The sequence below is a fragment of the Kitasatospora sp. Xyl93 genome (assembly GCF_055383135.1).
On record NZ_AP029185.1, the window covers coordinates 1,173,808 to 1,197,851 of the forward strand.

General features: G+C 75.3%; 22 protein-coding genes and 1 pseudogene. 15 read left to right on the forward strand and 8 right to left on the reverse strand.

Going from position 1 to position 24,044, the window contains the following annotated elements; translation table 11 throughout:
- Positions 1–26: 26 nt before the first annotated feature.
- From ACZ5GH_RS05065 to ACZ5GH_RS05075, 3 genes are all read left to right on the forward strand, one after another.
- Positions 27–1,223: an alpha/beta hydrolase family protein gene (locus ACZ5GH_RS05065; RefSeq protein ID WP_464333549.1), complete on the forward strand. Its 1,197-nt coding sequence runs from the start codon at positions 27–29 to the stop codon at positions 1,221–1,223.
- A 170-nt stretch (positions 1,224–1,393) separates the two neighbouring features.
- Positions 1,394–5,077, forward strand: coding sequence for a SpoIIE family protein phosphatase (locus ACZ5GH_RS05070; protein WP_464333550.1), 3,684 nt, complete (start codon positions 1,394–1,396; stop codon positions 5,075–5,077).
- Between the two features lie 113 nt (positions 5,078–5,190).
- On the forward strand, positions 5,191–5,595 hold the full coding sequence (locus ACZ5GH_RS05075) for a nuclear transport factor 2 family protein (protein WP_464333551.1): 405 nt from the start codon (positions 5,191–5,193) through the stop codon (positions 5,593–5,595).
- Between the two features lie 47 nt (positions 5,596–5,642).
- On the opposite strand, the gene ACZ5GH_RS05080 is transcribed toward ACZ5GH_RS05075, so the two are convergent.
- The 3 genes from ACZ5GH_RS05080 to ACZ5GH_RS05090 form a co-directional block, all read right to left on the reverse strand.
- The gene (locus tag ACZ5GH_RS05080) at positions 5,643–6,821 is read right to left on the reverse strand and encodes an S-adenosylmethionine:tRNA ribosyltransferase-isomerase (protein ID WP_464333552.1); all 1,179 of its coding nucleotides are present in this window, start codon (positions 6,819–6,821) and stop codon (positions 5,643–5,645) included.
- Positions 6,818–7,684 (reverse strand): SDR family NAD(P)-dependent oxidoreductase, encoded by an 867-nt coding sequence (locus tag ACZ5GH_RS05085; RefSeq protein WP_464333553.1) that lies wholly within the window; start codon positions 7,682–7,684, stop codon positions 6,818–6,820. The genes ACZ5GH_RS05080 and ACZ5GH_RS05085 overlap by 4 nt, the downstream gene beginning before the upstream one ends.
- 93 nt (positions 7,685–7,777) lie before the next feature.
- Positions 7,778–8,737, reverse strand: a complete 960-nt coding sequence (locus ACZ5GH_RS05090; RefSeq protein ID WP_387751738.1) for a pseudouridine synthase — start codon at positions 8,735–8,737, stop codon at positions 7,778–7,780.
- A gap of 253 nt (positions 8,738–8,990) precedes the next feature.
- On the opposite strand from ACZ5GH_RS05090, the gene ACZ5GH_RS05095 reads away from it, so the two are divergent.
- The gene (locus tag ACZ5GH_RS05095) at positions 8,991–10,082 is read left to right on the forward strand and encodes a PP2C family protein-serine/threonine phosphatase (RefSeq protein WP_387751735.1); all 1,092 of its coding nucleotides are present in this window, start codon (positions 8,991–8,993) and stop codon (positions 10,080–10,082) included.
- 119 nt (positions 10,083–10,201) lie between these two features.
- Positions 10,202–10,591 carry a DUF3224 domain-containing protein gene (locus ACZ5GH_RS05100; protein WP_464333554.1) on the forward strand — a complete coding sequence of 130 codons (390 nt, stop codon included), beginning with the start codon at positions 10,202–10,204 and terminating at the stop codon, positions 10,589–10,591.
- Between the two features lie 37 nt (positions 10,592–10,628).
- On the opposite strand, the gene ACZ5GH_RS05105 is transcribed toward ACZ5GH_RS05100, so the two are convergent.
- Positions 10,629–10,769 carry a hypothetical protein gene (locus ACZ5GH_RS05105; RefSeq protein ID WP_464333555.1) on the reverse strand — a complete coding sequence of 47 codons (141 nt, stop codon included), beginning with the start codon at positions 10,767–10,769 and terminating at the stop codon, positions 10,629–10,631.
- Positions 10,766–11,854: a hypothetical protein gene (locus ACZ5GH_RS05110; protein WP_464333556.1), complete on the reverse strand. Its 1,089-nt coding sequence runs from the start codon at positions 11,852–11,854 to the stop codon at positions 10,766–10,768. The genes ACZ5GH_RS05105 and ACZ5GH_RS05110 overlap by 4 nt, the downstream gene beginning before the upstream one ends.
- A 145-nt stretch (positions 11,855–11,999) precedes the next feature.
- Between ACZ5GH_RS05110 and ACZ5GH_RS05115 the strand changes: the two genes are divergently transcribed.
- The 6 genes from ACZ5GH_RS05115 (at position 12,000) to ACZ5GH_RS05140 (ending at position 16,329) form a co-directional block, all read left to right on the forward strand.
- On the forward strand, positions 12,000–12,197 hold the full coding sequence (locus tag ACZ5GH_RS05115; RefSeq protein WP_387751723.1) for a hypothetical protein: 198 nt from the start codon (positions 12,000–12,002) through the stop codon (positions 12,195–12,197).
- A gap of 143 nt (positions 12,198–12,340) precedes the next feature.
- Complete coding sequence (locus ACZ5GH_RS05120; protein WP_464333557.1) at positions 12,341–12,502, forward strand: hypothetical protein; 162 nt, start codon at positions 12,341–12,343, stop codon at positions 12,500–12,502.
- Positions 12,503–12,673: 171 nt separating this feature from the next.
- A complete protein-coding gene (locus tag ACZ5GH_RS05125) occupies positions 12,674–13,309 on the forward strand; it encodes a MauE/DoxX family redox-associated membrane protein (RefSeq protein ID WP_464333558.1) in 636 nt (211 codons plus the stop codon).
- The gene (locus ACZ5GH_RS05130) at positions 13,218–13,766 is read left to right on the forward strand and encodes a TlpA family protein disulfide reductase (RefSeq protein WP_464333559.1); all 549 of its coding nucleotides are present in this window, start codon (positions 13,218–13,220) and stop codon (positions 13,764–13,766) included. Before ACZ5GH_RS05125 ends, ACZ5GH_RS05130 begins: the two co-directional genes overlap by 92 nt.
- Positions 13,763–15,784 carry an ABC transporter ATP-binding protein gene (locus ACZ5GH_RS05135; RefSeq protein WP_464333560.1) on the forward strand — a complete coding sequence of 674 codons (2,022 nt, stop codon included), beginning with the start codon at positions 13,763–13,765 and terminating at the stop codon, positions 15,782–15,784. Before ACZ5GH_RS05130 ends, ACZ5GH_RS05135 begins: the two co-directional genes overlap by 4 nt.
- Entirely contained in the window at positions 15,781–16,329 is a 549-nt protein-coding gene (locus tag ACZ5GH_RS05140; protein WP_464333561.1) for a S26 family signal peptidase, read from the forward strand. Before ACZ5GH_RS05135 ends, ACZ5GH_RS05140 begins: the two co-directional genes overlap by 4 nt.
- Positions 16,330–16,470: 141 nt before the next feature.
- On the opposite strand, the gene ACZ5GH_RS05145 is transcribed toward ACZ5GH_RS05140, so the two are convergent.
- Positions 16,471–17,310: a poly-gamma-glutamate hydrolase family protein gene (locus ACZ5GH_RS05145; protein ID WP_464333562.1), complete on the reverse strand. Its 840-nt coding sequence runs from the start codon at positions 17,308–17,310 to the stop codon at positions 16,471–16,473.
- Between the two features lie 185 nt (positions 17,311–17,495).
- Here ACZ5GH_RS05145 and ACZ5GH_RS05150 point away from each other — a divergent pair.
- Positions 17,496–18,195 (forward strand): annotated as a pseudogene (locus tag ACZ5GH_RS05150) (DUF5995 family protein); the annotation flags it as partial.
- 191 nt (positions 18,196–18,386) lie between these two features.
- On the opposite strand, the gene ACZ5GH_RS05155 reads toward ACZ5GH_RS05150, so the two are convergent.
- On the reverse strand, positions 18,387–19,826 hold the full coding sequence (locus ACZ5GH_RS05155) for a GuaB1 family IMP dehydrogenase-related protein (protein WP_387751704.1): 1,440 nt from the start codon (positions 19,824–19,826) through the stop codon (positions 18,387–18,389).
- Positions 19,827–20,144: 318 nt separating this feature from the next.
- On the opposite strand from ACZ5GH_RS05155, the gene ACZ5GH_RS05160 reads away from it, so the two are divergent.
- The 3 genes from ACZ5GH_RS05160 to ACZ5GH_RS05170 all read left to right on the forward strand — a co-directional run bounded on the left by ACZ5GH_RS05160 (position 20,145) and on the right by ACZ5GH_RS05170 (position 23,211).
- On the forward strand, positions 20,145–21,647 hold the full coding sequence (locus ACZ5GH_RS05160) for an SDR family NAD(P)-dependent oxidoreductase (RefSeq protein ID WP_387751929.1): 1,503 nt from the start codon (positions 20,145–20,147) through the stop codon (positions 21,645–21,647).
- A gap of 21 nt (positions 21,648–21,668) precedes the next feature.
- Positions 21,669–22,130 carry a nucleotide triphosphate diphosphatase NUDT15 gene (locus tag ACZ5GH_RS05165; protein WP_387751701.1) on the forward strand — a complete coding sequence of 154 codons (462 nt, stop codon included), beginning with the start codon at positions 21,669–21,671 and terminating at the stop codon, positions 22,128–22,130.
- 403 nt (positions 22,131–22,533) lie between these two features.
- Positions 22,534–23,211 (forward strand): Rv1733c family protein, encoded by a 678-nt coding sequence (locus tag ACZ5GH_RS05170; RefSeq protein ID WP_464333563.1) that lies wholly within the window; start codon positions 22,534–22,536, stop codon positions 23,209–23,211.
- A gap of 123 nt (positions 23,212–23,334) precedes the next feature.
- On the opposite strand, the gene ACZ5GH_RS05175 is transcribed toward ACZ5GH_RS05170, so the two are convergent.
- On the reverse strand, positions 23,335–24,006 hold the full coding sequence (locus ACZ5GH_RS05175) for a YoaK family protein (protein ID WP_387751696.1): 672 nt from the start codon (positions 24,004–24,006) through the stop codon (positions 23,335–23,337).
- Positions 24,007–24,044: the final 38 nt, after the last annotated feature.

Consider the following 24,044-nt stretch of genomic DNA (forward strand, 5'->3'; position numbering starts at 1 on the left):
CGTGCCCGCGGCCTACGGTCGCTCGCATGAGCCGACTCCGCACGACCGCCGCCACGGCAGCCCTGCTGCTGGCGCTCCCGCTGTCCGTCGCCGCTGCCGCACCGGCCCTGGCCGCGCCGCCCGGCCCCGCCGCCGCCACGGGCGGCCCGACCACCCGGGCCGCCACCCCGGCCACCCGGGTCGAACTCCCCCGGCCGACCGGGCCGTACGCGGTCGGGCAGGAGGTCCTGCACCTGGTGGACGGCGACCGTCCGGACCCGTGGGTGCCCGCCGACGGTCCGCGTCAGCTGATGGTCTCGATGTCCTACCCCGCGCACGCGGGGACGGGCACCCCCGCCCCGTACCTGACCTCCGCCGCCGCCCGGGCGCTGCTGGACGGGAAGCTGCCGGGCAACACCGTCCCGACCGAGGCGGTGTCCGGCACCCGGACCTGGGCGGAGTCCGGAGCGCGTCCGCGGGGCGGCCACTACCCGCTGGTGGTCCTGTCCCCCGGCTTCACCATGCCGCGTGCGATGCTCAGCGGCCTCGCCGAGGACCTGACCAGCCACGGCTACGTCGTCGCGGTCGTCGACCACACCTACGAGAACACCGGGACCACCCTCCCGGACGGACGGACGCTCCCCTGCGCCGCGTGCGGCTCGGTCGACAGCGAAGAGGCGGCGGCGCGCCTGGAGGCGGGCCGGGCGAAGGACGTGTCCTTCGTCATCGACCGGCTGACCGACCGCCCGCACCCGGCCTGGCGCCACGCCCGGCTGATCGACCGCGACCGGATCGGCATGGCCGGGCACTCCGCCGGTGGCGCCTCCACCGTCCCGGCCCTGCTCACCGACGACCGGATCCGCGCCGGGGTGAACCTGGACGGCACCATGCACTACCGGGTGCCCGAGTCCGGCCTCCGGGGCAAGCCGTACCTGATGTTCGGCCACCCGCTCCCCGGCGGCGCCCAGGACCCGACCTGGGTCACCAGCTGGGCCCGGCTGGACGGCTGGAAGCGCCTGCTGACCCTCGACGGCTCCGACCACGGCAGTTTCACCGACCTCCCGCTCTTCATCGACGGGCTCGGCGTCCCCAGGGGCCCGTACACCACCATCGGGAGCCTGCGCGCCACCGCCCTCACCCGGCAGTACGTCGGGGCCTTCTTCGACCTCCACCTGAAGGGCGTCCCGCAACCGCTGCTCGACGGACCGAGCGCCGCCAACCCGGAGGTGCGCTTCACCCCCTGAAACCCGCCTGAGGCCCGCCCCCCGGGTCGGGCCGTCGGCAGGCCGACCCGGGGCGGAACGGGCGGCCCGACCGGGCTGAGCGGGGCGGCTGCGCCGGGTGGGGGTGCGTGCGAAGATGGCAGGGCTGGTGGGAACGATCTCCGGACGGTTTCTGGGACGGTTCTCTGGCCATGGTGGACGAATACGCGCAGCGCCCGGGGCAGCCGCGGCAGGACGCCCTGCTGATGGTGCCGATCGCCACGGCGCTGATCGACGCCGACGGGCGGATCCTGCACTGGAGCAGTGACGCGGAGGCGTTGCTCGGACACCCCGCGCGGGAGGCGCTGGGCGCGCGGGCCGCGACGCTGCTGACCTCCGACGAACTCCGGCCGGAGGTGCTCCAGCTGTTCCGGCAGATCCTGGCGGGCCGGTCCTGGTCCGGGGTGTTCCCGGTCCGGCACCGGGACGGGCACCTGGTGGACCTGGAGTTCCGCACCCACCCGGTCCGCGGCCCCGGCGGCGCCCCGATGGTGCTGGCGGTGGCCTCCGAGGTGACCACGCTGCACCGGCTCCAGGCGGACCTGGCCCTCCTCGACGGGTTCTTCACCCAGTCCCCGGTCGGCATGGCGGTCTTCGACACCGACCTGCGCTTCGTCCGGCTGAACGAGGCGCTGGCGAACGCGAACGGCCTGGCCGTCGGGGATCCGCTGGGCCGGCGGCTCACCGAGGTGCTGCCCAGGATCAACAGCGCCGAGGTGGAGGCGGTGATGCGCCGGGTGCTGGCGAGCGGCGAACCGGTGGTGGACGACCTCGCGCACGGCCGCACCCCGGGCGACCCGAACCACGACCACGCCTGGTCGACCTCCTACTTCCGGCTGACGGACCGCGGCGGCCGGGTGCTCGGGGTGTGCGCCACGGTCATCGACGTCACCGAACGGTTCCACGCCGACGCCCGGGCGGCGCGCGCCCAGGAGCGGCTGTCCCTGCTGGTCGACGCGACCGCCTCGATCGGCACCACGCTGGACCTGCGGCAGACCGCCCGGGAGCTGGTCGACGCGATGGTGCCCAGGGTCGCCGACATCAGCGCGGTGTTCGGGCTGGAGGAGCTGGTGGCCGGCCGGAACGTGGAACCGCCCGCGCCGGACGCCCCGCTGCTGGTGCGCCGCCTCGCGATCTCCACGACGGACTCGCTCTACCCGGCCGAGGCGCTGCCGGTGGACGCCGTGCACGAGCTGCCGCCGGACTCCCCCTACGCCCGGGCGCTGACCAGCGGGCGCACCATGGTGGTGCCGTCCTGGGAGCTGCCGATGCTGAGCGAGGGCATCAACGAGAGCCGCCGCCAGGCCTACCTCGGCGAACGGCCGCGCTCGGTGCGGATCACCCCGCTGGTGGCGCGCGGCACGACGCTCGGCATGGTGGTGTACTCGCGGCGCGGTGCCCGGGAGTCCTTCGCGGCGGCCGACATCACGCTCGGCGACGAGCTGGCCTCGCGGGCGGCCGTCGCGCTCGACAACGCCCGGCTGTACCTGCGCCAGCACCAGACCGTGCTGGCGCGGCAGCAGGCGCTGCGCGAGGCGAAGGCCGCGCAGGAGCGTCTCGCGCTGGTCAACGCGGCCTCCGCCCGGATCGGCACCACGCTCGATCTGGCCCAGACCGCCCAGGAGTTGGCCGAGGTGGCGACGCCCCGGCTGGCCGACACGGTGGTGGTGGAGGTGCTGGAGGAGCTGGTCCGCGGCGAGCGCGCGGCGACCGCCCCGGTGGACGGCTCGGCGCTGCTGCGGCGGATGGCCTTCCACTCGGTGCGCGGCTCGACCCTGGCCCCGATCTCCCGCACCGGCAACGTGCACCGCTTCGTGCCCGGTTCGCCGTACGCGTGGAGCCTGGCGCACCGCGAGCCGGTGCTGGTGCCGCGGATGGACGAGGAGGGCATGGCCTGGTTCGCCGACGACCCGGTGCGCCAGGCCGCCGTACGGGAGCAGCACGTGCTGTCGTTCATGGTGGTGCCGCTGATCGCGCGCGGCACCCCGATCGGTGTGGCGGGCTTCTACCGCACCCTGGTCGAGCGCCCGTACGACGAGGACGACGTGGCGCTGGCCGGGGAGCTGGCGGTGCGGGCCGCCGTCTCGATCGACAACGCGCTGCTGTTCACCCGCGAGCGCGACGCGGCCGCCGCCCGGCAGCGGGCGCTGGACGAGGCCTGGGCCGCCCAGCAGCGGCTGTCGCTGCTGAACGAGGCCAGTAACCGGATCGGCACCACGCTCGATCTGCACCGCACGGCACGGGAGTTGGTGGAGGTGGTGATCCCGCGGTTCGCCGACTTCGTCACCGTGGACCTGCGCGAGGCGGTGCTCAGCGGCGAGGAGCCCGGGGCGGTCCCGCCGGAGGGCCCGGTGCTGATGCGGGCGGTGGCGGTGGGCGAGGCCGGCCCGGACGGCCGCATGCACGAGGCGGCCGACCAGGTGGGCGAGACCTCGCAGTCGGCCAGGCTGTACGCGCAGAGCCTGCGCACCCGGCGCTCGATCCTGGTCGCCGAGGTGACCGAGGAGGAGCTGCGCCGGATCGTCGCCTCGCCCGACCGGGTGCAGCCCAGCCTGGACGCCGGGGTGCACTCGTACCTGATGGTGCCGCTGATGGCGCGCGGGCACGTGCTGGGCGGCGCGGAGTTCGTCCGCACCGGCAACCCGGCGCCGTTCGGCCCGGCGGACCGTTCGCTGGCCGAGGAGCTGGCCGCCCGCACCGCGCTGGCGATCGACAACGGCCGGCTCTACCGCCGCGAGCGGGACACCGCGCTCACCCTCCAGCGCAGTCTGCTCCCCCAGGAGGTGCACCGCGCCCTCGGCCTGGACCTCGCCTACCGCTACCTGCCCAGCAGCGTGGTCAGCGAGGTCGGCGGCGACTGGTTCGACGTGGTGCCGCTGTCCTCCGGGCGGGTCGCGCTGATCGTCGGCGACGTGATGGGCCACGGCATCCGGGCCGCCGCGACCATGGGGCAACTCCGCACGGTCGCCCGGACGTTGATCACCCTTGAGCTGGATCCGGCGCGGGTGCTGTACCGGCTGGACGAGGCGACCGCGACGGTCGGCGAGGGCCAGTTCGCCACCTGCGTCTGCGTGGTGTACGACCCGGTGGGCCGCCGCTGCACCGCGGCCAGCGCCGGGCACCTGCCGCCGGTGGTCGCCGACGCCGAGGGGCGGGCGCACCTGGTCGAGCTGCCGTCCGGCACCCCGCTGGGCGTCGGCGGAGTCGCCTTCGAGAGCGCCGAGTTCACCCTCCCCGAGGAGGGCATCCTGACACTCTACACGGACGGGCTGGTCGAGCGCCGGGGCCAGGACCTGGACGAGGGGCTGCAGTTGCTGTGCCGGACCGTCGCCGACCGGCGCGGCTCGCTGGAGCAGACCTGCGACGCCGTGCTGAACCGGCTCACCGAGCGCACCAGCGAGGACGACATCGCCGTCATCATGGCGCAGGTCCGCCCCCGGGGCACGGACCGGATCGCCACCCTGCCGCTCACCGGCGACCGCGCGATGGTCGCCCACTCACGCCGCTTCACCCGCGAGACGCTGGCCGCCTGGGGGCTCGGCGCGCTCGCCGACTGGGCCGAGCTGCTCACCAGCGAGCTGATCACCAACGCCCTGGTGCACGCCGGTTCGCCCACCCAGCTGCGGCTGTACTGCGACCGGGTGCTCACCGTCGAGGTAGCCGACCGGGAGCCCGAGGTGCCGCGGATCCGCCGCGCCCGCGGAGAGGACGAGGGCGGCCGGGGCATCCACCTGGTCAACGAGCTCGCGCACCGCTGGGGCAGCCGCCGCACCCAGGACGGCAAGGTGGTCTGGTTCGAGCTGGAGCTGCCCCCGGGGGCCTCGCCGCCTGCCTGAACAACGGACGGTTGTCGGTCCGGCGCCGCGGTTGTCGGCCCGGCGGCCCGCCGCGGCGGTTGTCTGGTGCCACGGCGGGACGGCCCCGCCCGGACGGACCCCAGGAGCCCACCGTGCAGCACCCCGACGCCCGCACCGTCGTCACCGACTACGTCACCCTCATCGCGGCGGGCGAACGCGAGGCCGCGATCGCCCTGTTCGCCGAGGACGCCACCTGGAGCTATCCGGGCAGCCTCGCGCTCTCCCGCACCTGGCGGGGCAGGCAGGAGATCTTCGGCGACTTCCTCGGCCAGGTCGGCACCCTCTTCGCCCCCGACGGCCTGCCGGCCATCACCCTCACCCACGTCCTCGCCGACGGCCCGCAGGCGGTGGCCGAGTGGACCACCGTCGGCACCGCCGCCAACGGCGCCGCGTACGAGAACCACTGCCTGGGGGTGTTCACGGTGACGGACGGCCTGATCACCTCCGTCCGCGAGTACCTGGACACCGACCACGTGGCGCGGACCCTGCTGGCCTGAACGGCGCCCGCGAGGAGCGCCGGCCGCCCGCCGCCGACCGGCCGGGGTCAGTCCGGCAGCAGCAGGTTGACGTCGCCGAACTCGTGCCACAGGTAGCGGTGCCGCACCGCCTCCCGGTAGCAGGCCGCCAGCAGCGGACGGCCCGCGACGGCGGCGAGCATCAGCAGGTGGGAGGCCCGGGGCTCGTGCCAGCCGGTGAGCAGCCCGTCCACGGCCCGCACCCCGCGCTCCGGGGTGACGACCAGCTCCGTCCAGCCGTCGGCCTCCTGGACGGTGCCGTCCGCAGCGGCCGACTCCAGAGCCCGGACCACGGTGGTGCCGACGGCGATCACCCGGCCGCCCCCGGCCCGGACGTGGCCGACCAGCCGGGCGGTGGCGGCCGGGACGTGGAAGCGCTCGGCGTACGGGGCCTCGTGGACCTCGGGCGACGCCACCCCGGTGTGCAGGGTGACCGGCGCGAGGAGCACCCCGCGACCGGCCAGCCGCGCCACCACCTCGGGGCTGAACGGACGGGCCGCGCTGGGCATCTCGCTGCTGCCGGGGACGGTCGCGAAGACCGTCCGGTAGGCCTCGATCGGCCAGTCGCGGTCCACGTAGCCGTACCGGATCGCCCGGCCGTGCCGCTCCAGGTACGGCAACAGCGGCTCCGGCAGGGCGAGTTCGGCGTACCAGAGTCGGGCGGTCAGCGGCCGGGTCAGCACCGCCGCGCCGGCCGCGGGCAGCGAGACGCGCAGGCCCGGGCGGGCCGGGGACTCCTCCGGCGGGTAGTGGGCCGCCGCCCGGGCCGGCACCACCCGGCGCAACTCGACCAGGTGGGCGCCCGATCCGTCCGGCTGGGCGGAGGAGAGGTGCAGCGCGACCGGGGTGCCGTCCGGCAGCCGGCCGGGCAGCGCGGCGGGGACGGTGGCCGAGTTGTTGACCACCAGCAGGTCCCCCGGGCGCAGCACCTCGGGCAGGTCGGTGAAGCGGCGGTGCTCGACCGCGCCCGTGGCGCGCCGGCCGACCAGCATCCGGACGCCGTCCCGGGCCGTGCCGCGCGCCTCCGCCGGTGCGCGGGCGGAGAGTTCGGGCGGGACGGTGACGTCGAGGCCGAGGGGTCCGAGGCCGAGGGGCGCCGCACCGGCGGGGTCGGGGCCGGTGAGGGGGGAGGCGGTGAGGCGGGAGGCGGTGCGGTCGGGGCCGGTCGGATCGGGGCCGGTGAGATCGGGGTCGGTGGATGCCGTCATCGCCCGCCCCGGTCGGCGGCCGCGGCGGCCATGTCCTCGGCGCGGTAGCGCCCGGAGGGCCGGCGGTCGCGGAGCAGGCCGAGCAGGACCGGCGCCACCTGCTCGGGCAGCGGCTCGCCGGAGATGTCCTCGCCGGGGCTGGCCTCCTGGAGCATCCGGGTGCGCATGCTGCCCGGGTCCACCGCCCAGACCCGCAACCGCGGCTCCTCCCGGGCGAGTACGCCGCTGGCGAGGTCCAGGGCGGCCTTGCTGGCGCCGTAGCCGCCCCAGCCGTGATACGGCACCACGGCGGCGTCGGAGCTCACGTTGAGGACGGCGCCGGCGTGGGCGCGCAGCTGGGGCAGCACGAGCTGGGTGAGGGCGATCGGGGCGAGCACGTTGACCTCGAAGGTCTCCAGCAGGTCCGGCAGCGGGAAGTCGGCCAGCCGGGGCAGCGGCTCCCCGCCGGGGCCGGGCGCGCCGTTGAGCGTTCCGGCGTTGTTGACCAGCAGGCTCGCACCGCCGAGGCGCTCGGCGGCCTCGGCCAGGTGGGCGCGGTGGTCGTCGTCGACGACGGAGCCGGCCAGGGCGACGACCCGGGTGACGGCGGCCAGGTCGGCCGCGGCGGCGGCGAGTTCGGCCGCGCCCCGGGCGGTGACGACCAGGTGCCAGCCCTCGGCGGCGAGGGCGTGCGCGAGGGCCAGGCCGAGGCCGCGGGAGGCTCCGGTGACCAGCGCGACGGGGGCGGGATCCGGGCCGCCGGTCGGCGATGCGGCGGTGTGCTGCGTGGCGGTGTGCTGCGCCGCGTCGTCGCCCGCGTCCATGTCCGCGCCGGTGCCCGCGTCGCTGCCTGCGTTGTTGTCTGCGTCGATGCCTGCGTTCATGCCGCAACCATCCCGCCGGCGGGCCCGGCGGCGGATCGGCCGCCGGGCCCGGGACCGGCCGGACGTTGGCCCTAGACCGTCCGGAGGGCCGTCCTAGGACCTGCTCCCGACTCCGTCGGACCAGCCCCGCGGGTCGGTCCAGGCGGCCAGCGTGCGGCGGGTCTCGAAGCGGCGCTCGTGGCCGGACAGCGGATCGGTGAACTCGACCGTCGAGGCGAGCAGCTGCAGCGGGCGGCGGAAGTCGTCCGGGGCCGGTTCGGGCAGCACCACCGGGTAGACCGGGTCCCCGAGGATCGGCAGTCCGAGGCCGCTCATGTGCAGCCGCAGCTGGTGGGTGCGCCCGCTCAGCGGCCGCAGCCGGTAGCGCGCCAGGCCGTCGCGGCGTTCCAGCAGGTCGATCCGGCTCTCGCTGTTCGGCGGCGCGTCGATCTCCTGGGCGGCGATCACCCCGCGCTCCTTGACGATGTGGCTGCGCACGGTGCGCGGCAGGCTCAGCTCCGGGTCGTACCCGGCTACCGCCTGGTACTCCTTGCGCACCAGGCGGTCCCGGAACAGCGTCTGGTAGGCGCCGCGGTCCTCCGGGCGGACGACGAACATGGCCAGGCCGGCGGTGAGCCGGTCCAGGCGGTGCGCGGGGCTGAGCGCGGGCAGGTCGAGGGTGTGCCGCAGCCGGGACAGCGCGGTCTCGGTGACGTGCCGGCCGCGCGGCGTGGTGGCCAGGAAGTGCGGCTTGTCGACCACCACCAGGTGCTCGTCGCGGTGCAGCACGACCAGCTCGAACGGGACGGGCACCTCCTCCGGCAGGTCCCGGTAGAACCACAGGTGCGCGCCGGGGCGGAACGGTTCCGCCGGGGCGACCGGGCCGTGCTCGCCGACGATCTCGCCGTCCCGCAGCGCCGCGTCGATCCGTTCGGCCGGGACGGCGGGCAGCCGGTCCACCAGGTGGTCCCGCACCGTCGGCCAGGGGCCTTCGAGCGGCAGCCGGAGGTGCACCGGGTCCACGCCGCGGCGCTGCGGGAGGGGGGAGGTCGGGCGGCGGCTCTTGCGTCTCATCTCCCGGCCCAGCGTAGTGCGCGCCGGCGCACGACCCGCCGCCGAGGTGCTGACCCGGGGCCGGGCAGGGAGAGTGGACCGGAGGCCCTCGTTCCGCCGGGGGCCTCCCGGCCGTCCGCCGGGCGGCCCGGCGGGCCGGTGTCCGGCCCACCGGCCCGGCCGACGGGCCGGGACTGCCGACCGGGCCGACCCGCCGGGCCGCAGACCGACAACCGATCGACCCGCCGGACCGCCCGGCAGCACTGGAGGACGCGTGACCGCCGACGGCCCGGACGGGGTGCCGCCGCTGCACCTGCCGAGGCGGACCCGGCTGCTGCTCTACGGCGCGCTCCTGCTGCTGGTCGCCGCCGTGGTGGCCGCACTGGCGATCGGCCCCGGAACCACCCTGGCCCCGCTGCTGGCGGTGGCCCCGGTGCTGGCCGGCGCGACCACCCGGCAGGCCCGGGTGCCGCTGCTGGTCGGCGCGGCGGCGCTGCTCGCCGTCGGGATGCTGGAGTCGGCCAACGCGCAGCTGCCGCTCTCGGTGCGGATCAGCGTGCCGGTCACCGTCCTGGCCTCGACCCTGGCCAGCGCCGCCAGCGTCGTCCTGGTGGCGGCCCGCGAGCGGGAGCTGTTCCAGGTCCGGACGGTCGCCGAGGCGGCCCAGCGGGCCCTGCTGCGGCCGCCGCCGGAGCGGATCGGACCGCTGCGCGTGGCGGTGCGGTACGTGGCGGCGGCCGCCGAGGCCCGGATCGGCGGCGACCTGTACGCCGTGGTGGAGACCCGCTTCGGGGTGCGGATCCTGCTCGGGGACGTCCAGGGGCACGGCCTTCCGGCGGTGGAGACGGCGGCGGACGTCCTCGGGGTGTTCCGGGAGGCCGCGCGGACCGAGCCCGACCCCGGGCGGCTCGCCGAACGGCTGGACGCGGCGCTCGCCGCCCGGCAGTCGGACGAGGGCCGGTTCGCCACCGCGCTGCTGCTCGACGTGGCGCCGGACCGGGGGCCGGTGCGGCTGGTGAACTGCGGCCACCCGCCGCCGCTGCTGCGCCGGGCGGGCCGGGTGAGCGAGCTGGAGCCGCCGTCCCCGGCGCCGCCGCTGGGGCTGCTCGGGCTCACCGGCGACTCGTACCGGGACCGGCGGTTCGACCCGGAGCCGGGCGACGTGCTGCTCCTGCACACCGACGGCGTGTCGGAGGCCCGGGACGCCGAGGGCCGGTTCTACCCGATCGCGGAGCGGCTGCCCGGCCTGCACGGCGGCACCCCGGCGGACCTGCTGGACGACGTGCTGACGGACGTCGGCGGCTGGGTCGGGGACGCCGGGCTGGCCGACGACGCGGCGGTGCTGGCGATCCGCTGGGAGCCGTGACCGGGCCGCGGGCGGCCGGCTCGGACGCGGTTGTCAGGGGTGTGTGCAAGGCTCGGTTCGCGGTCGGCGGGGAGCCGGCCGCCGGGTGGTCGACGATCGACCGACGAGGGGACGGTGCCATGGGGAGCAGGGCCGGCGGGTCGTTCGAGCTCACCGCGTTCGAACCGGTGGAGACGGAGGAGCTGGCGGGCGCGGCCTTCGGGCGGGTCCGGATCGCCAAGACCTTCACGGGCGGGCTGAGCGGGGCGAGCGAGGTGCGGATGCTCTCCGTCGGGGGCCCCGACGGCGGCCCGGCCTCGTACGTCGCGGTGGAGCACGTCACGGGCGAGCTGGACGGGCGCAGGGGCTCGTTCGTGCTCCAGCACGCGGCCTGGGACACCAGCGGCACGACGATACGCGTGGTGCCGGGCACCGGGACGGGCGAGCTGACCGGGATCACCGGGGAGTTCCAGCTGACCGTCGACGCGTCCGGCACCCACACCTACGTGCTGGAGTACGAGCTGGGCTGACGCCGGCCGCGGCGCGCGCAGTCGGCCGCCCGAGCGGTCAGTGGACGGTCGGCCCGGCCTCCGGCCGCCCGACCGCCGTCCGGACGGCGGTCGGGTAGCTCCGGAACGGCGGCAGGGTGTCGGTCGCCCGCTCGGCCCGGGCGTTCCTGCCGGGGCCGAGGCACCCGTTCGAGATCACCTGCCGTGCACCCCGTCACCGGTCTCCGCGGCAAGGGCTCCGGGCCGGGCCGGCGGCAGCAGGCCGCTGCGAGCGGCGATGACGCCGGCCTGGAAGCGGCTGCGCGCGCCGAGCCGCTCCAGCAGCTCGGCGATGTGCTGGCGGCAGGATCGGACGGAGAGCCCGGCACGCTTGGCGATCACATCGTCCTTGAGGCCGGCCCCGAGCAGGGTGGTGATCAGCCGCTTGATGTCCTCGGCGCTCTCGTGGGCCGCCAGCGGACCGGTGCGGTACTCCGAGGCAGTGGCCCAGGCCTGCTCGAAGCTCTGGCAGAGGTGGGCCACGATCGACTCCTCGCGGACGATCACCGCACCGCCGGGCTGGCGGAGATGAGGCAGGAAGGCCACCTGACGGTCGAAGATGAGCATCCGGCCGGGGAGTTCGACGAGTGTGCGGATCTCCGACCCGGCTTCGACGACCGCCTCCACATAGGCTTGGGTGGGGGCGTGGAAGCGCGCGGTGTGCTGGTAGAGGCTGCGGATCCGGACCCCGCGTTCGAGCATCGCCAGGTCCCTGGGCAGTGCGTCCGCCAGGGCGGCGGGCGGACGGCCGCCGCCCGGCTGACACGCCATCAGTTCGACACGACAGTTGGCGCCGAGCTCGGCGAGCAGGGTCCGGACCGCGAACTTGTCGGCGAGGCTGTCCACCGCCTCGTCGTGGTTGCGCTGCCGACGGGCCTCGAAGTAGACGGCGGAGAGCGCGGACAGCGCACTGCGGACCTGTTCGGTGTTGCGCCGCCGTCGACTCAACTCCGTTTCGGCCCTGCGTAATTCGTCTTCGGTGGGGCCGAGCAGTGCCGCTATCGCCGCGTCGGGGCCGTTCGGCAGCAGCACGGAGCTGCCGGCCATCGGAGTCAGCAGGTGGAGTGCGTTCAGAGTGTCGACGGATGCGGTCAACTCAGCGGCTGTCACGCCGAGTTCATCGGCGCAGCGGTCCGGGTCAGCGGCGTCCAGTCCGCCGTTCCGCACCGCCCACTGGTAGGCGGCGACCCCGATCTCGTCGAGAACAGGCGAGTCCGCAGCGCCGATGTGCGCGGATTTGTCCATGAGTGTCATCCCTCATTTCGTTCCCGCGGAGCAGATGAGCCATCCAACACATGTCACGTGCCGGGTGTCCACCGGCACTCTGGAGTCAGCCGAGGGGGCGGCCCCCGCGGCGGAGAGAAGTCCCGACCACAAGGGGGATGGCTCGATGCGAAGGAAGCTCCTGAAGTCCTGTCTGGGCGTCGCCTCGGCAGCCGCGGTGTTCGCGGCGGTGCCGGCGGTGGCCGAGACCGTGGCGAGCCGGCAGCCGGTCACCGTGCTGCGGGCGGACAGCGGGTGGGGCGACGGTCCCCACACGGGGAGTCACATCGGTCCGTCCTCCAGGCCGCCCGGTCAGGCCGGGTGAGGTGAGACGGCAGCCGCCTGCTGCCGCCGGGTGGGAGGCGGGACCTTTCACCCGAACCGACCGGAAGGCGGTCGAACCGCCTGCGCGTGCGTCCATCGGCACACCTTGGAGAACAGTCACCACCGGAGAAGAAGGAGATCGAGATGTTCAGGAAGCTTGAGCGACTCGGCGGAAGCCTGCTGGAGCGTTTCGTGCCCACGGCCGATGCCCAGGCCTGCGGCTGGTACAGCTGGTCGCAGTGCTGGCAGTGCGCCGGCTCGCCGTGCAGCGTCAACACCTGCAACGGCCAGCTGGTCTGCAAGTAGCCCTTCCGGGGCGGCGTCCGAGGTCTACGCGAGCAGGGCGGGGGCGCCGGTGGTCGAGCCTGGCTCGACCACCGGCGCCCCCGCCGCGCCCGGGCCCGGTACACCCGCCGCGCTGCGCGCCGGTCGCGCCCCGCGCCGGTCACGCCTCAGAACCCCCACCAGGAGGGTGTGATGCACAGTCTCGTCGTCTGCGTCCGGGCACTGCTCGGCGCGGTCTTCCTGGCCTCGTCCATCGGCAAGCTCGTCGGCCGCAACCGGCTCACCTCCTTCGCGCAGTCGGTCGAGGGCCTGGGGCTGCTGCCCGCGTGGCTGGTCCGTCCGGTCGCCCTGGCCGTTCCCGTGGTCGAACTGGCCGATGCGGCCCTGCTCGCGATGCCGGTCCGCGTCCTCTGGTCGGCCGGGCTGTTGGTGGCGACCGGGCTGCTGCTGGTCTTCGCGATCGGCATCGTGCCGGCCCTGCGGCACGGTGCCCGGGTGCCCTGCCGCTGCTTCGGCGGGTCCACCGCCCCGCTCGGGGCCCGACAGCTGGCCCGCAACCTGCTGCTGTCGGCGGCCGCGCTGGCGGCCGCCGCCGTGTCCGGCCCCGGGGCGTCGACCACGGGCACCGTCGGGACCGCTCTCGCGGTGGCCGCCGGCCTGCTGCTCGGTGTGCTGGTCGTCGCGCTCGACGACCTGATCGAACTCTTCCGAACCACCCGACCCGAGGAGGTCGTCGATGTCCGTCCTGATTCCGCTCCTGCTCCTCGTCGGGGCGCTCTGCGTCCTGGACCTGCTGCTCACTCTCGGAGTGATCAGGCGGCTGCGTGAGCACTCCGACCTGCTGGCAGCCCCCGGCGGTCCGGGCGCGGTGCCCGTGGCACCCGAAGTGGGGACGCCGATCGGCGAGTTCAGCGTCGAGACGACCACCGGCGAGCGGTTGACGGACGCGGATCTGGCGGAGGGCACCCTGGTGGCCTTCTTCTCACCGACCTGCGGTCCGTGCCGGACGAAGCTGCCGAAGTTCGTCGAGCACGTCGCCGCGCTGCCGCGGGGGAGGAACGGCGCACTGGCCGTGGTGGTCGGCGAGCCCGAGGAGTCCGCGGACTTCGTCCGCCGGCTCTCGGCGGTGACCCGTACGCTCCGCGAGAGCAGCGGCGGCGCGCTGGCAGGGGCCTTCCAGGCACAGGCCTTCCCCACCCTGCTCACGGTGGGCCGTCCCGCGGGCCGACTGGCGGTCACCGCCAACGACGTGGCGCTGGCCCCCTCGGTTCCGGTGGCGGCGTGAACGGCGCCGGATCCGGCCCGGCGCGGCGCCCGGCCCGGGGCGGTCCGGCGAAGCACCCGGCCGGCGACGGTTGCGTCCAGGCCTCCCCTGTGGCGGGCCGGCTGGACGGGAAGCAGGAGGCGCCGACCTGGAAACAGGACCGCCTGAACGCGGAACCGGACCGGCTGGACGGGAAGCAGGAGGCGCCGACCGGGAAGCACGACCGGCTGAGCTGGAGGCTCGTACGCTCCTGCCTGCGGCTCGCCGCCGAAGCGGCGCCCGGCGCCCTCGCGGGCTACGCCGCCTGCTCGCTGGCCGCGGCCGCACTGCCGGTCGTTCTCGCCTGGCTCACCAGGTCACTGCTGGACGCCCTGACCGGTCACGGCGGCCCCGCCATGCCAGCCGTCCTCGGCGGCGGGCTGGTCGCCGCCGGTGTGGTCACCACCCTGCTGCCGCAACTCACCCGCTATCTCGCGGCGCAGGTCCAGCGCCGCACCGGCCTGCTGGCACAGGAGCAGCTGTTCACCGCCGTCGACGGCTTCACCGGCCTGGCCCGGTTCGAGGATCCGCGCTTCCTGGACCGGCTCAGGCTCGCCCAGCAGGCCGGCCGGACCGCCGTCGGCCAGGCGCTGGAGGGGCTGCTGGGCACCGCGCGGTCCGTGCTGGTCGTGGTCGGCTTCCTGGGCTCCCTGCTGGTGGTCGGTCCCGCGCTGGCCGCTGTGGTGCTGCTCGCCGGAGCTCCCGTGCTGGCGGCCGAGTTGACGCTCGGACGGCGCCGGGTCCGGCTGCTCTGGGACATCGGACCGACGGAGCGGCGCGAGTTGTTCTACAGCGAGCTGCTGACCAGCGTCGCGGCGGCCAAGGAGGTCCGGTTGTTCGGCACCGGCGCCTTCCTGCGCGGCCGGATGCTGGCCGAGCGACGGACGGCCGACACCGCCCGCCGGCTGCTGGACCGGCGCGAGGTGAGGGTGCAGTCCGCGCTGGGAGTACTCGCGGCCCTGGTCTCCGGCTGCGGCCTGCTCTGGGCGGTGGAGCTGGCCCGTACCGGTGTCATCACCCCGGGCGGGGTCACCATGTTCGTCGCCGCGGTGGCGGGCGTGCAGGGCGCGCTCGCCGGGCTGGCGGCCACGACGGCCGTCGCCCAGCAGGCCCTGCTGCTCTTCGCCCACCACCTGGCCGTACTGGACTCCGGACCGGACGTGCGGCTCCCGCGGACGTTCCGCACCCTGCCGCCACTGCGCGAGGGCATCGAGCTGCGGGACGTCTGGTTCCGCTACTCTCCCGACCACCCCTGGGTGCTGCGGGGTGTCGACCTCTTCATCCCCTGCGGTGCTTCGGTGGCCCTGGTGGGGCTGAACGGTGCCGGGAAGTCCACCCTGGTGAAGCTGCTCTGCCGGTTGTACGACCCGACCTGCGGGGTCATCCTCTGGGACGGGGTGGACCTGCGGGAGATCGACCCGGCCCAGCTGCGGGCCAGGATCGGCGCGGTCTTCCAGGACTTCATGCACTACGACCTGACGGCCGCCGAGAACATCGCCCTGGGGGACCTGGCGGCACTGGACGACCGGCCGAGGATCGAGGCCGCCGCCGAACGCGCCGGGGTGCACCGGGCCGTCGCCGCGCTGCCCGGCGGCTACGACACCCTGCTCTCCCGGACGTTCCTGCCGCCCGGTGCCCGGGCGGACCGGACCACCGGCCTCGTGCTCTCCGGGGGGCAGTGGCAGCGCCTGGCCCTGGCACGGGCACTGCTGCGCGAGCGGCGGGACCTGATGATCCTCGACGAACCCTCGGCCGGTCTGGACGCCGAGGCCGAGTACGAGGTGCACCAGTCGCTGCGGCAGGCCCGGTCCGGGCGGACCAGTCTGCTGATCTCGCACCGGCTCGGCGCGGTCCGGGAGGCGGACCGGATCGTGGTGCTGCGCGAGGGCCGGGTGGTCGAGTCCGGCGGACACGACCAGCTGATGGCCGCGGCCGGCGCCTACCAGCGGCTGTTCGCGCTGCAGAGCCGGGGCTACCGGACGGCGGAGGCGGCCTCGTGAAGCTGCCGTGGATCGCAGCGGTCCCGGCAGTGGTGACGGCGCTGGTGGCCGTCCGACTGGTGCGCCTGGCGCTGGTGGTGGTGACGGTCCGGGGGGAGAGCATGCTCCCGGCGCTCCGCGACGGTGACCGGGTCCTCGTGCTGAGAGCCTCCGGCCCGGCGGTCGGTCAGGTCGTCGTGATCGAGCACGCGGACGCCCACGGGTGTTGGCCGGACCGTCCGCTGCGGCGCCTCGGGCCCGTCGGCGCGGGCGGAGGCCCGGCCGGACGGCGGTGGGCGATCAAGCGCGTGGCGGCACTCCCCGGGGATCCCGTACCGGCCGCGGCCCGCTCGGGACCGGCGGGCGACGGCCCGGTCCCGCCGGGCGCACTGGTACTGCTGGGCGACAATCCGGCGGCCAGCGTCGACTCCCGGCAGGCCGGCTGCTTCCCCCTCGACCGCGTCCTCGGCCGCGTGCTCCGGCGCCTCCCGGCCTCCCGCGCCGCCGGTCGAGGGGGCGGCACGGCGGCGCCTGCCCACCGCCAGGTCCAGGGCCACCGCGGGTAGCGGCTGCCGTGGTCCGCTCCCTCGAACGGGGCCGGGTCGGGGGCGTACTGCTCGCCGGCTCTCCGGGCATGGCGCCCACGGCGGCACCGTGGGTGCCGGGCTGACGCCGGCCGCGGCGCGCGCAGGCCGCCGCCGGGTCCGTCAGAGGACGGGCTGGGACGCCTCCAGCCGCTGGATCGCGGTCCGGACGGCGGTCGTGAAGCTCCAGAACAGCGGCAGGGTGTTGGTCGCCCGATCGGCGCGGGTGTTCTTGCCGGGGACGAACATCGCGGTCCGCAGCTCAGTGGTCATCTCCAGCTGGGCGCCCATTCCGAGCAGGCTGCGGTTGCAGATGTTCTCCGTGGAGATGCCCGCGATCTCCTCCTCGCCGGAGGCGGTCACGGCCCGGACGCCCGCCGCCGCGAACTCCTCCGTCAGGTACTGGCGGAAGGTGGGGTTCAGGCCACCGACCAGCACGGCCTGGGCACCGGTTTCCAGGCCCGCCTGGGCGGCGGTGCAGCCGTGCAGCGACAGCACGTTGAGGCTGCCGGCGCACATCGCGCGGGCCACGCCGTCGTCGCAGTGGGTCGACGTGACGTGCAGCTCGCCGTTGCCGGAGGAGCGCAGGCCCTCGAACATCCAGAAGTCGTGCGTCGGCCCGGCGGCCGGGGTCGGGGTGAGGTCCGCGGGGTGGTAGCCGGCGACGGCCAGGCACAGTTCGGAGGTGCCGACCTCGATGCCGCCGCCGTGCGGGGCGATGACGGTGGTCCGGACGAACGGCCCGCGGCTCTGCAGGCTCTGGTCGTCGATCAGGTGCCGGCGGTAGCGGCGGCCGTAGTCCACGCCCTCGACCACGGACGAGCTGGCGTAGAGGGCCGTGTTGGAGGGGAACAGGTCTCCGGCGGCGCTCGCGGGGGTGCGTCCCACGACGGCGCCGAGGGTACCGAGCGCCGGGGCCGCGGCGAGCGCGGTGATGAGGGTTCGTCGGTTGATCACGGTCACGGATCATGGCAGGAGGTGGAGATCGGCGACAGTCCCCGCAGGGCCACGACGGGTCGAGGCCGCCCCCGCCGGGACCGGTCCGATCGTGTGACACCGGCTGGGCGGACGCGTGCGGCGCCCACCGGCGCGGACCCGCGCTGTCACGATGATGCGATCAGCGCATGATCGGCATCGGAGGGTGGCGCATGCCCGGCACAGCGGTGGACCGTACGACGGCACGGATCAGGGATGCGAGGACGGTCGGGCAGGTGGTCGGCCGGCTGCGGCGGATCGGGGCCGCACTGCCCCCGGCCGACGGGGTGGCGGTCTTCAACCGGATCTACCTCGCCGTGACGGAGGCCGTCCGCGACCGGCTGGGCGACGGGTACTTCGCCGACCCGCCGGCCGTGGCCGAGCTGGACCGTGTTCGCCCGGCGCTACCTCCGAGCTGTGGCCGCCGACGCGGCCGGGCGGGAGCCGCCCGCCTGCTGGCGGCCGCTGTTCGCGCTGCGCGCCCACCCGGGGGTGCACCCGCTCCAGTTCGCACTGGCCGGGATGGCCGCCCACATCCAGCACGACCTGCCGCTGGCCGTCCTGGACACCTGCCGCCGCCGGGGCTGCGAGCCGGCCGTCATCGAGGAGGACTACCGCCGGATCAACCGGGTGCTGGCGGAGGTGGAGGCGGCCGTCCGGGAGCAGCTGATGCCCGGGCCCGACCTGCTGGAGCTCGCCGAGCCGCTCACCCACCTGCTCGGCGTCTGGTCGGTCGCGGCCGCCCGGGAGGGTGCCTGGAGCGCCGCCGACGCGCTGTGGGAACTGCGCCACCTGCCGGACGCGGCCCGGGCGTTCACCATCGCACTGGACGCTTCGGCCGGGCTGCTCGGCCGCGCCCTGCTGCTCCCGCTCGGAGCGCTGCTCCCGTCCGGGCCGGACGACGGGCCCGCCGCTCCCCCGGCGGGGCGCCCGGACGACGGCCCGGACGATCGCCCCGGCACTGGGCGGAACGCCCCCGCAACGGCCGCCGCCCGGCTCCCCGAGGCAAGGAACCGGACGGCCGGCGGTACGGACGCGGGCGGCGCGGCGGCCGCCGGCGGCGATCAGGCCCAGCTGGAGTGCAGCGGCTTGCCCTCGGCGTAGCCGGCCGCGCTCTGGACGCCCACGATCGCCTTCTCGTGGAACTCCTCCAGGCTGCCGGCGCCCGCGTAGGTGCAGGAGCTGCGGACGCCCGCGATGATCGAGTCGATCAGGTCCTCGACGCCCGGGCGGGCCGGGTCCAGGAACATCCGGGAGTGCGAGATGCCCTCCTCGAACAGCGCCTTGCGGGCCCGGTCGTACGAGGAGTCCTGGGCGGTGCGGTTGCTGACCGCGCGGGCCGAGGCCATGCCGAAGCTCTCCTTGTACTGCCGGCCGTCGGCGGCGGTCTGGAGGTCGCCCGGGGACTCGTAGGTCCCGGCGAACCAGGAGCCGATCATCACGTTCGAGGCGCCGGCGGCCAGCGCCATCGCGACGTCGCGCGGGTGGCGCACACCGCCGTCGGCCCAGACGTGCTTGCCGAGCCGGCGGGCCTCGGCAGCGCACTCCAGGACGGCGGAGAACTGCGGCCGGCCGACGCCGGTCATCATCCGGGTGGTGCACATGGCGCCGGGGCCGACGCCGACCTTGAGGATGTCGGCGCCCGCCTCGACCAGGTCGCGGACACCGGCGGCGGAGACCACGTTGCCGGCCACGATCGGGACCTGCGGATCCAGGCCGCGCACCGCGCGCAGCGCGGTGATCATGGACTCCTGGTGGCCGTGCGCGGTGTCGACCACCAGCACGTCGGCGCCGGCCTCGATCAGCGCCTTCGCCTTGCCCGCGACGTCGCCGTTGATGCCGACGGTGGCGGCGATCCGCAGCTTGCCGGCCGCGTCCACGGCCGGGGTGTACAGGGTGGCGCGCAGCGCGCCCTTGCGGGTGAGGATGCCGACCAGCCGGCCCTCGCCGTCCACGACCGGGGCGAGCTTGCGGTGCGCCTCGGTGAGCTTCTCGAACGCGGCCCGCGGGTCGATGCCCTCGTCCAGCACCAGCAGGTCGCGGGACATGACGTCGGCCAGGCTGGTGAAGCGGTCCACGCCCTGGCAGTCGGACTCGGCGACCACGCCGACCGGCCGGCCGTCCTCGACCACCACGAGGGCGCCGTGCGCGCGCTTGGGCAGCAGCGAGAGCGCCTCGGCGACGGTGGCGCCCGGGTCGAGCGTGATCGGGGTGTCGAAGACCAGGTGGCGCTGCTTGACCCAGGAGACGACCTCGGCGATGACCTCGGTGGGGATGTCCTGCGGGATGGCGACCAGGCCGCCGCGGCGGGCGACGGTCTCGGCCATCCGACGGCCGGCGATGGCGGTCATGTTGGCCACGACCAGCGGGATGGTGGTGCCGGTGCCGTCGTTCGAGGAGAGGTCGACGCCCTGCCGGGAGCCCACGGCGGAACGGCTGGGGACCATGAAGACGTCGTCGTACGTCAGGTCGTACGAGGGTGTGAGGTCGTTCAGGAAGCGCATGAAGAAGGGCTCTCTGGCTGGGGGATACACCTCGGGTGCGGTTGCGGCGATGCCGCCGGAGCGCACTCGGGCGCCCGGCACCCAGCGTTCGATTCTCCGGGAAGAGCGGGGGCAAAAGCCAGTCCGAGGAGCATCGCTGGGGCTGTGCACAAACCCCGCGGAATGCTCCGCGCGTAGACATGGAGGATCGTCCAAGGACCCCCTCCGACGTCCGGTTTTCGCCCCGGTCCCGGCCCCTCCCGTAGCATTCACGCGGTAACGGGCATGGCTTCACGCGTGTGGGCGTGGCGAGACGGGAAAGCGGCAGCAGGCGTGAGCATCGGGCAGACGGACATCGAGCAGGACCTGATCGAGGGCACCGAGGAGGAGATCGACTACGGTCCCGGCCTCGACCCCGAACGGCTGAGGCTCTGCCTGGAGGTGCTCGCCGAGCTCGACGAGCTGCACGTGGACCACCCGGACGCGATCACCGTCCGCAAGGCCGTCGGCGGCATATTCCGGACCCTCAAGCAGCGCCGCCGCCAGGAGACCCGGGCCCGCAAGACCGCCAACGACCGCGCGGTCACGGCCCGCACCGCCACCGGCGCGCCCACCCGGATCGACGACGAGACGGCGGGCGCCTTCGGCCTGACCACCGTCACCACCACCGAGATCGCCGGCGTCCTGGAGCGTCCGCGCTCCTGCTACACCTGCAAGCAGCGCTACGTCGAGGTCGACGCCTTCTACCACAACCTGTGCCAGAAGTGCGCGGTGCTGAACCGCTCCCGCCGGAACGCCCGCGCCGACCTCACCGGCAAGCGCGCGCTGCTCACCGGCGGCCGCGCCAAGATCGGGATGTACATCGCGCTGATGCTGCTGCGCGACGGCGCCCACACCACCATCACCACCCGCTTCCCCAACGACGCGATCCGCCGCTTCAAGGCGATGCCGGACAGCGCCGAGTGGCTCCACCGCCTCAAGATCGTCGGCATCGACCTGCGCGACCCGGCCCAGGTGATGGCGCTGGCCGACGAGGTCGCCGCGGACGGCCCGCTGGACATCCTGATCAACAACGCCGCGCAGACCGTGCGCCGCCCGCCGGAGTCCTACCGCGAGCTGGTCAACGCCGAGTCCGCGCCGTTGCCGGCCGGCGAGCTTCCCCAGTCCACCACGATCGGCCGCTTCGGCAGCGGCGGCGTCGAGCTGCCCGCCCTGCCCCACCAGGCGGGCGGCGACGCGCGGCCGATCGCCGCGGAGGACGTCACCTCGCTCGCCCTGGTCACCGGCTCCGCCACGCCCGCCCGGATCGCGGCCGGCACCGCGATCGACGCCGGCGGCCTGGTGCCCGACCTCGCGGACACCAACAGCTGGGTGCAGACCGTCTCGGAGGTCGGCCCGGTCGAGCTGCTGGAGGTCCAGCTCTGCAACTCCACCGCGCCGTTCATCCTGATCAGCCGGCTCCGCCCGGCGATGGCCGCCTCCCCGTCCCGCCGCAAGTACGTGGTCAACGTCTCCGCGATGGAGGGCGTGTTCTCGCGCGGCTACAAGGGCGCCGGACACCCGCACACCAACATGGCCAAGGCCGCGCTGAACATGCTCACCCGCACCAGCGCCCAGGAGATGTTCGAGGCCGACGGCATCCTGATGACCGCCGTCGACACCGGCTGGATCACCGACGAGCGCCCGCACCCGGACAAGATGCGGCTCGCCGAAGAGGGCTTCCACGCCCCGCTCGACCTGGTCGACGGCGCGGCCCGGGTGTACGACCCGATCGTGCGGGGCGAGGCGGGCGAGGACCTGTACGGCTGCTTCCTCAAGGACTACGAGCGCGCCAACTGGTAACCAGCTGAAGGAGATGGCGAGTTGAGCACAGCACCGACCGCACCGCTGCTCGGCGCCGGGATCGTCGTACCCACCGGGGACGGCCGGGTGCTGGTCGGCCGCCGGATCACCGCCGGCGAGCCGCCCACCTGGAGCCTGCCCGGCGGCAAGGTCGACCCGGGCGAGTCCTTCGAGCAGACCGCGGCCCGCGAACTCGCCGAGGAGACCGGCATCGTGCTGCCCGCCGAGGGGATGCGGGTGCTCGCCGTCCACCTGGACCACGAACTCGGCCGGCCCCGGCTGACCGCCGCCGTACTGGCCCCGCCCAGCCTGGCCGAGGCCGTGGTCACCGAGCCGCACGCCTGCGCGGGCTGGGAGCGCTTCCCGGTGGACGCGCTGCCGGAGCCGATGTTCTACCCGTCCGCGCTGGTGCTCGGCAGCTGGCTGCCGGGGCTGGACGTGGTGCGGGCGGACGGGACGCACGGCTACCCCGTCGCCCGCTGAATGCCGAGTGCTGACGGCTCACGGCTGACAGCTGACGGCTCCCGGCCGTCGTCAGGGAAGCGGGCCTCCCGGCCGGGACCGGACGGGAACGGGACGCGCGGCACAGGCAGGGGGTGACCCCACGACCACCCCCTGCCCCGTACCCGGCCCGGCGCCCCCACGGTCGACCGGGCCACGGCCGCGCCCAGGCACAGGGAGCACCGCCACAGCCCCAGCCTGCCGGGAGCGAACGGCGGGTGCCGAGGGCCGAACGTCCCGGCCGTGGGGCCGAGCGGCCCTGGCGGCGGCGCCGAGTGGCCCAGGCGGTGCTACGGACGCGCACGACTCTTGTGCGCGAGGGGTCGCCGGGTGGACATTGGGGCGCAAACACCGTGCGTTCCCGCGTCCCTGAGGAGCCCTCACCGTGTCCAGCACGCCCCGTCCGGCCCGGCCCGGGCCGCCCCCGCGGCGCACCGGCCGGCGGCTGCGGCGGGCCCTCGGTGCCCGGCACGAGCCGCTCGTCCGCCCGGTCGACCGCTCCCGGGCCCGGGCCTGGCTGTCCGCCGCGCTCGGCGCGGTGCTCGCCCTCGCGCTGTCCGCGGGCGCCGCCCTGCTCCTCTACCGCGCCACCGTGCACCAGGCCGCCGTCGACCGCGGACGGCTGCGCCAGGTCGACGCGGTGGTCCGCGCCGTCCCGGGCCGCGACGCCACCGCCGCCGGCACCACAACCGCCTCCGGGAGCCGCTTCGCCGGCGGCTACAGCAACCGGATCGACGTCGACGCCGACTGGACCGGGCCCGACGGCACCGAGCGCCGAGGCACCGTCCAGGCCCCGCACTCCGCCGCCGTCGGCGGCCGCGTCCCCGTGTGGGTCGACCCGTCCGGCGCCGCCTCCGCTCCCCCGGCCGACCGGGTGGCCCTGGCCGTCTCCGCCGCCTGCACCGGCGCCGGCGCCCTGCTCGCCCTGCTGGCCGTGCTCGCCCTCGCCCTCCGTCTGCGCCTCCGCGCCCTCGACCGCCGCGCCGAATCCGCCTGGACCGCCGACTGGGCCCGCCTCGAACCCCTCTGGAGCGGCCGCGCGGGCCAGCGGCACGAGGACTGACCCGCCGACAGCCTGCGGCGGAACGCCGGCGGCCGGTCGGTGCCGAGCGGCTCCCCGGCCTCGGCCCCCGCCATCCGGCTGGATCCGTCCCCGCTGACCGAGCCGCGCCGGGAGGCGGCCCGGTCAGCGGGGACGGGTCCAGGCGGGGGCGGCCCTGGCGGCGTGGTGGGTGAGGGCGGCGACGGCGAGGAGGAGGGCGAGGGCCAGGGCGAGGGCGACGGGCACACCGGCGTGGAGGACCAGGAGGGCGCCGAGGAGGGCTCCGGCGAACATCCAGACGGCGGAGGCGAGGCGGCGGCTGCCGGTGAGGTCGGCGGCGAGGGCGGTGATGGTCATGGTCAGCACGGTGGTGGTGAGGTCGGGCACCTTCAGGGCGCGGACCACCGCGTTCTGGCCGCCCATGGCGAAGCCGAGCAGCCCGATCAGGGTGTAGCGGGCCGGGTCGGAGGTGTGGCCGGCCGCGGCCGCCAGCACGGTGGCCGCCGCGACCAGCACCGACTGGACGACGACGGCGGCGGTCAGCAGCTGCCCGCGGTGGCCGGGCAGCCGGCGGGCGAGGTGGCCGCCCGCGAGGGCGCCGAGCAGGAAGGCGGCGAGGGCGGCCAGCGAGGCGGTGGCGGAGAGGTTGGCCGCGCCGGCCAGGGCGAAGCCGAGGAACACCACGTTGCCGGTCATGTTGGCGACGAAGACGTGGCCGAGTTCCAGGTAGCTGACCGCGTCCACCACCCCGGTGACCACGGTCAGCACCAGCAGCATCGGGACCAGCGGCCCGTGCTCGGGGTCGGGAGTCGGCATCGGGCCTCCAGTCGGTTCGGGCGGGGTCGGACCAGGGT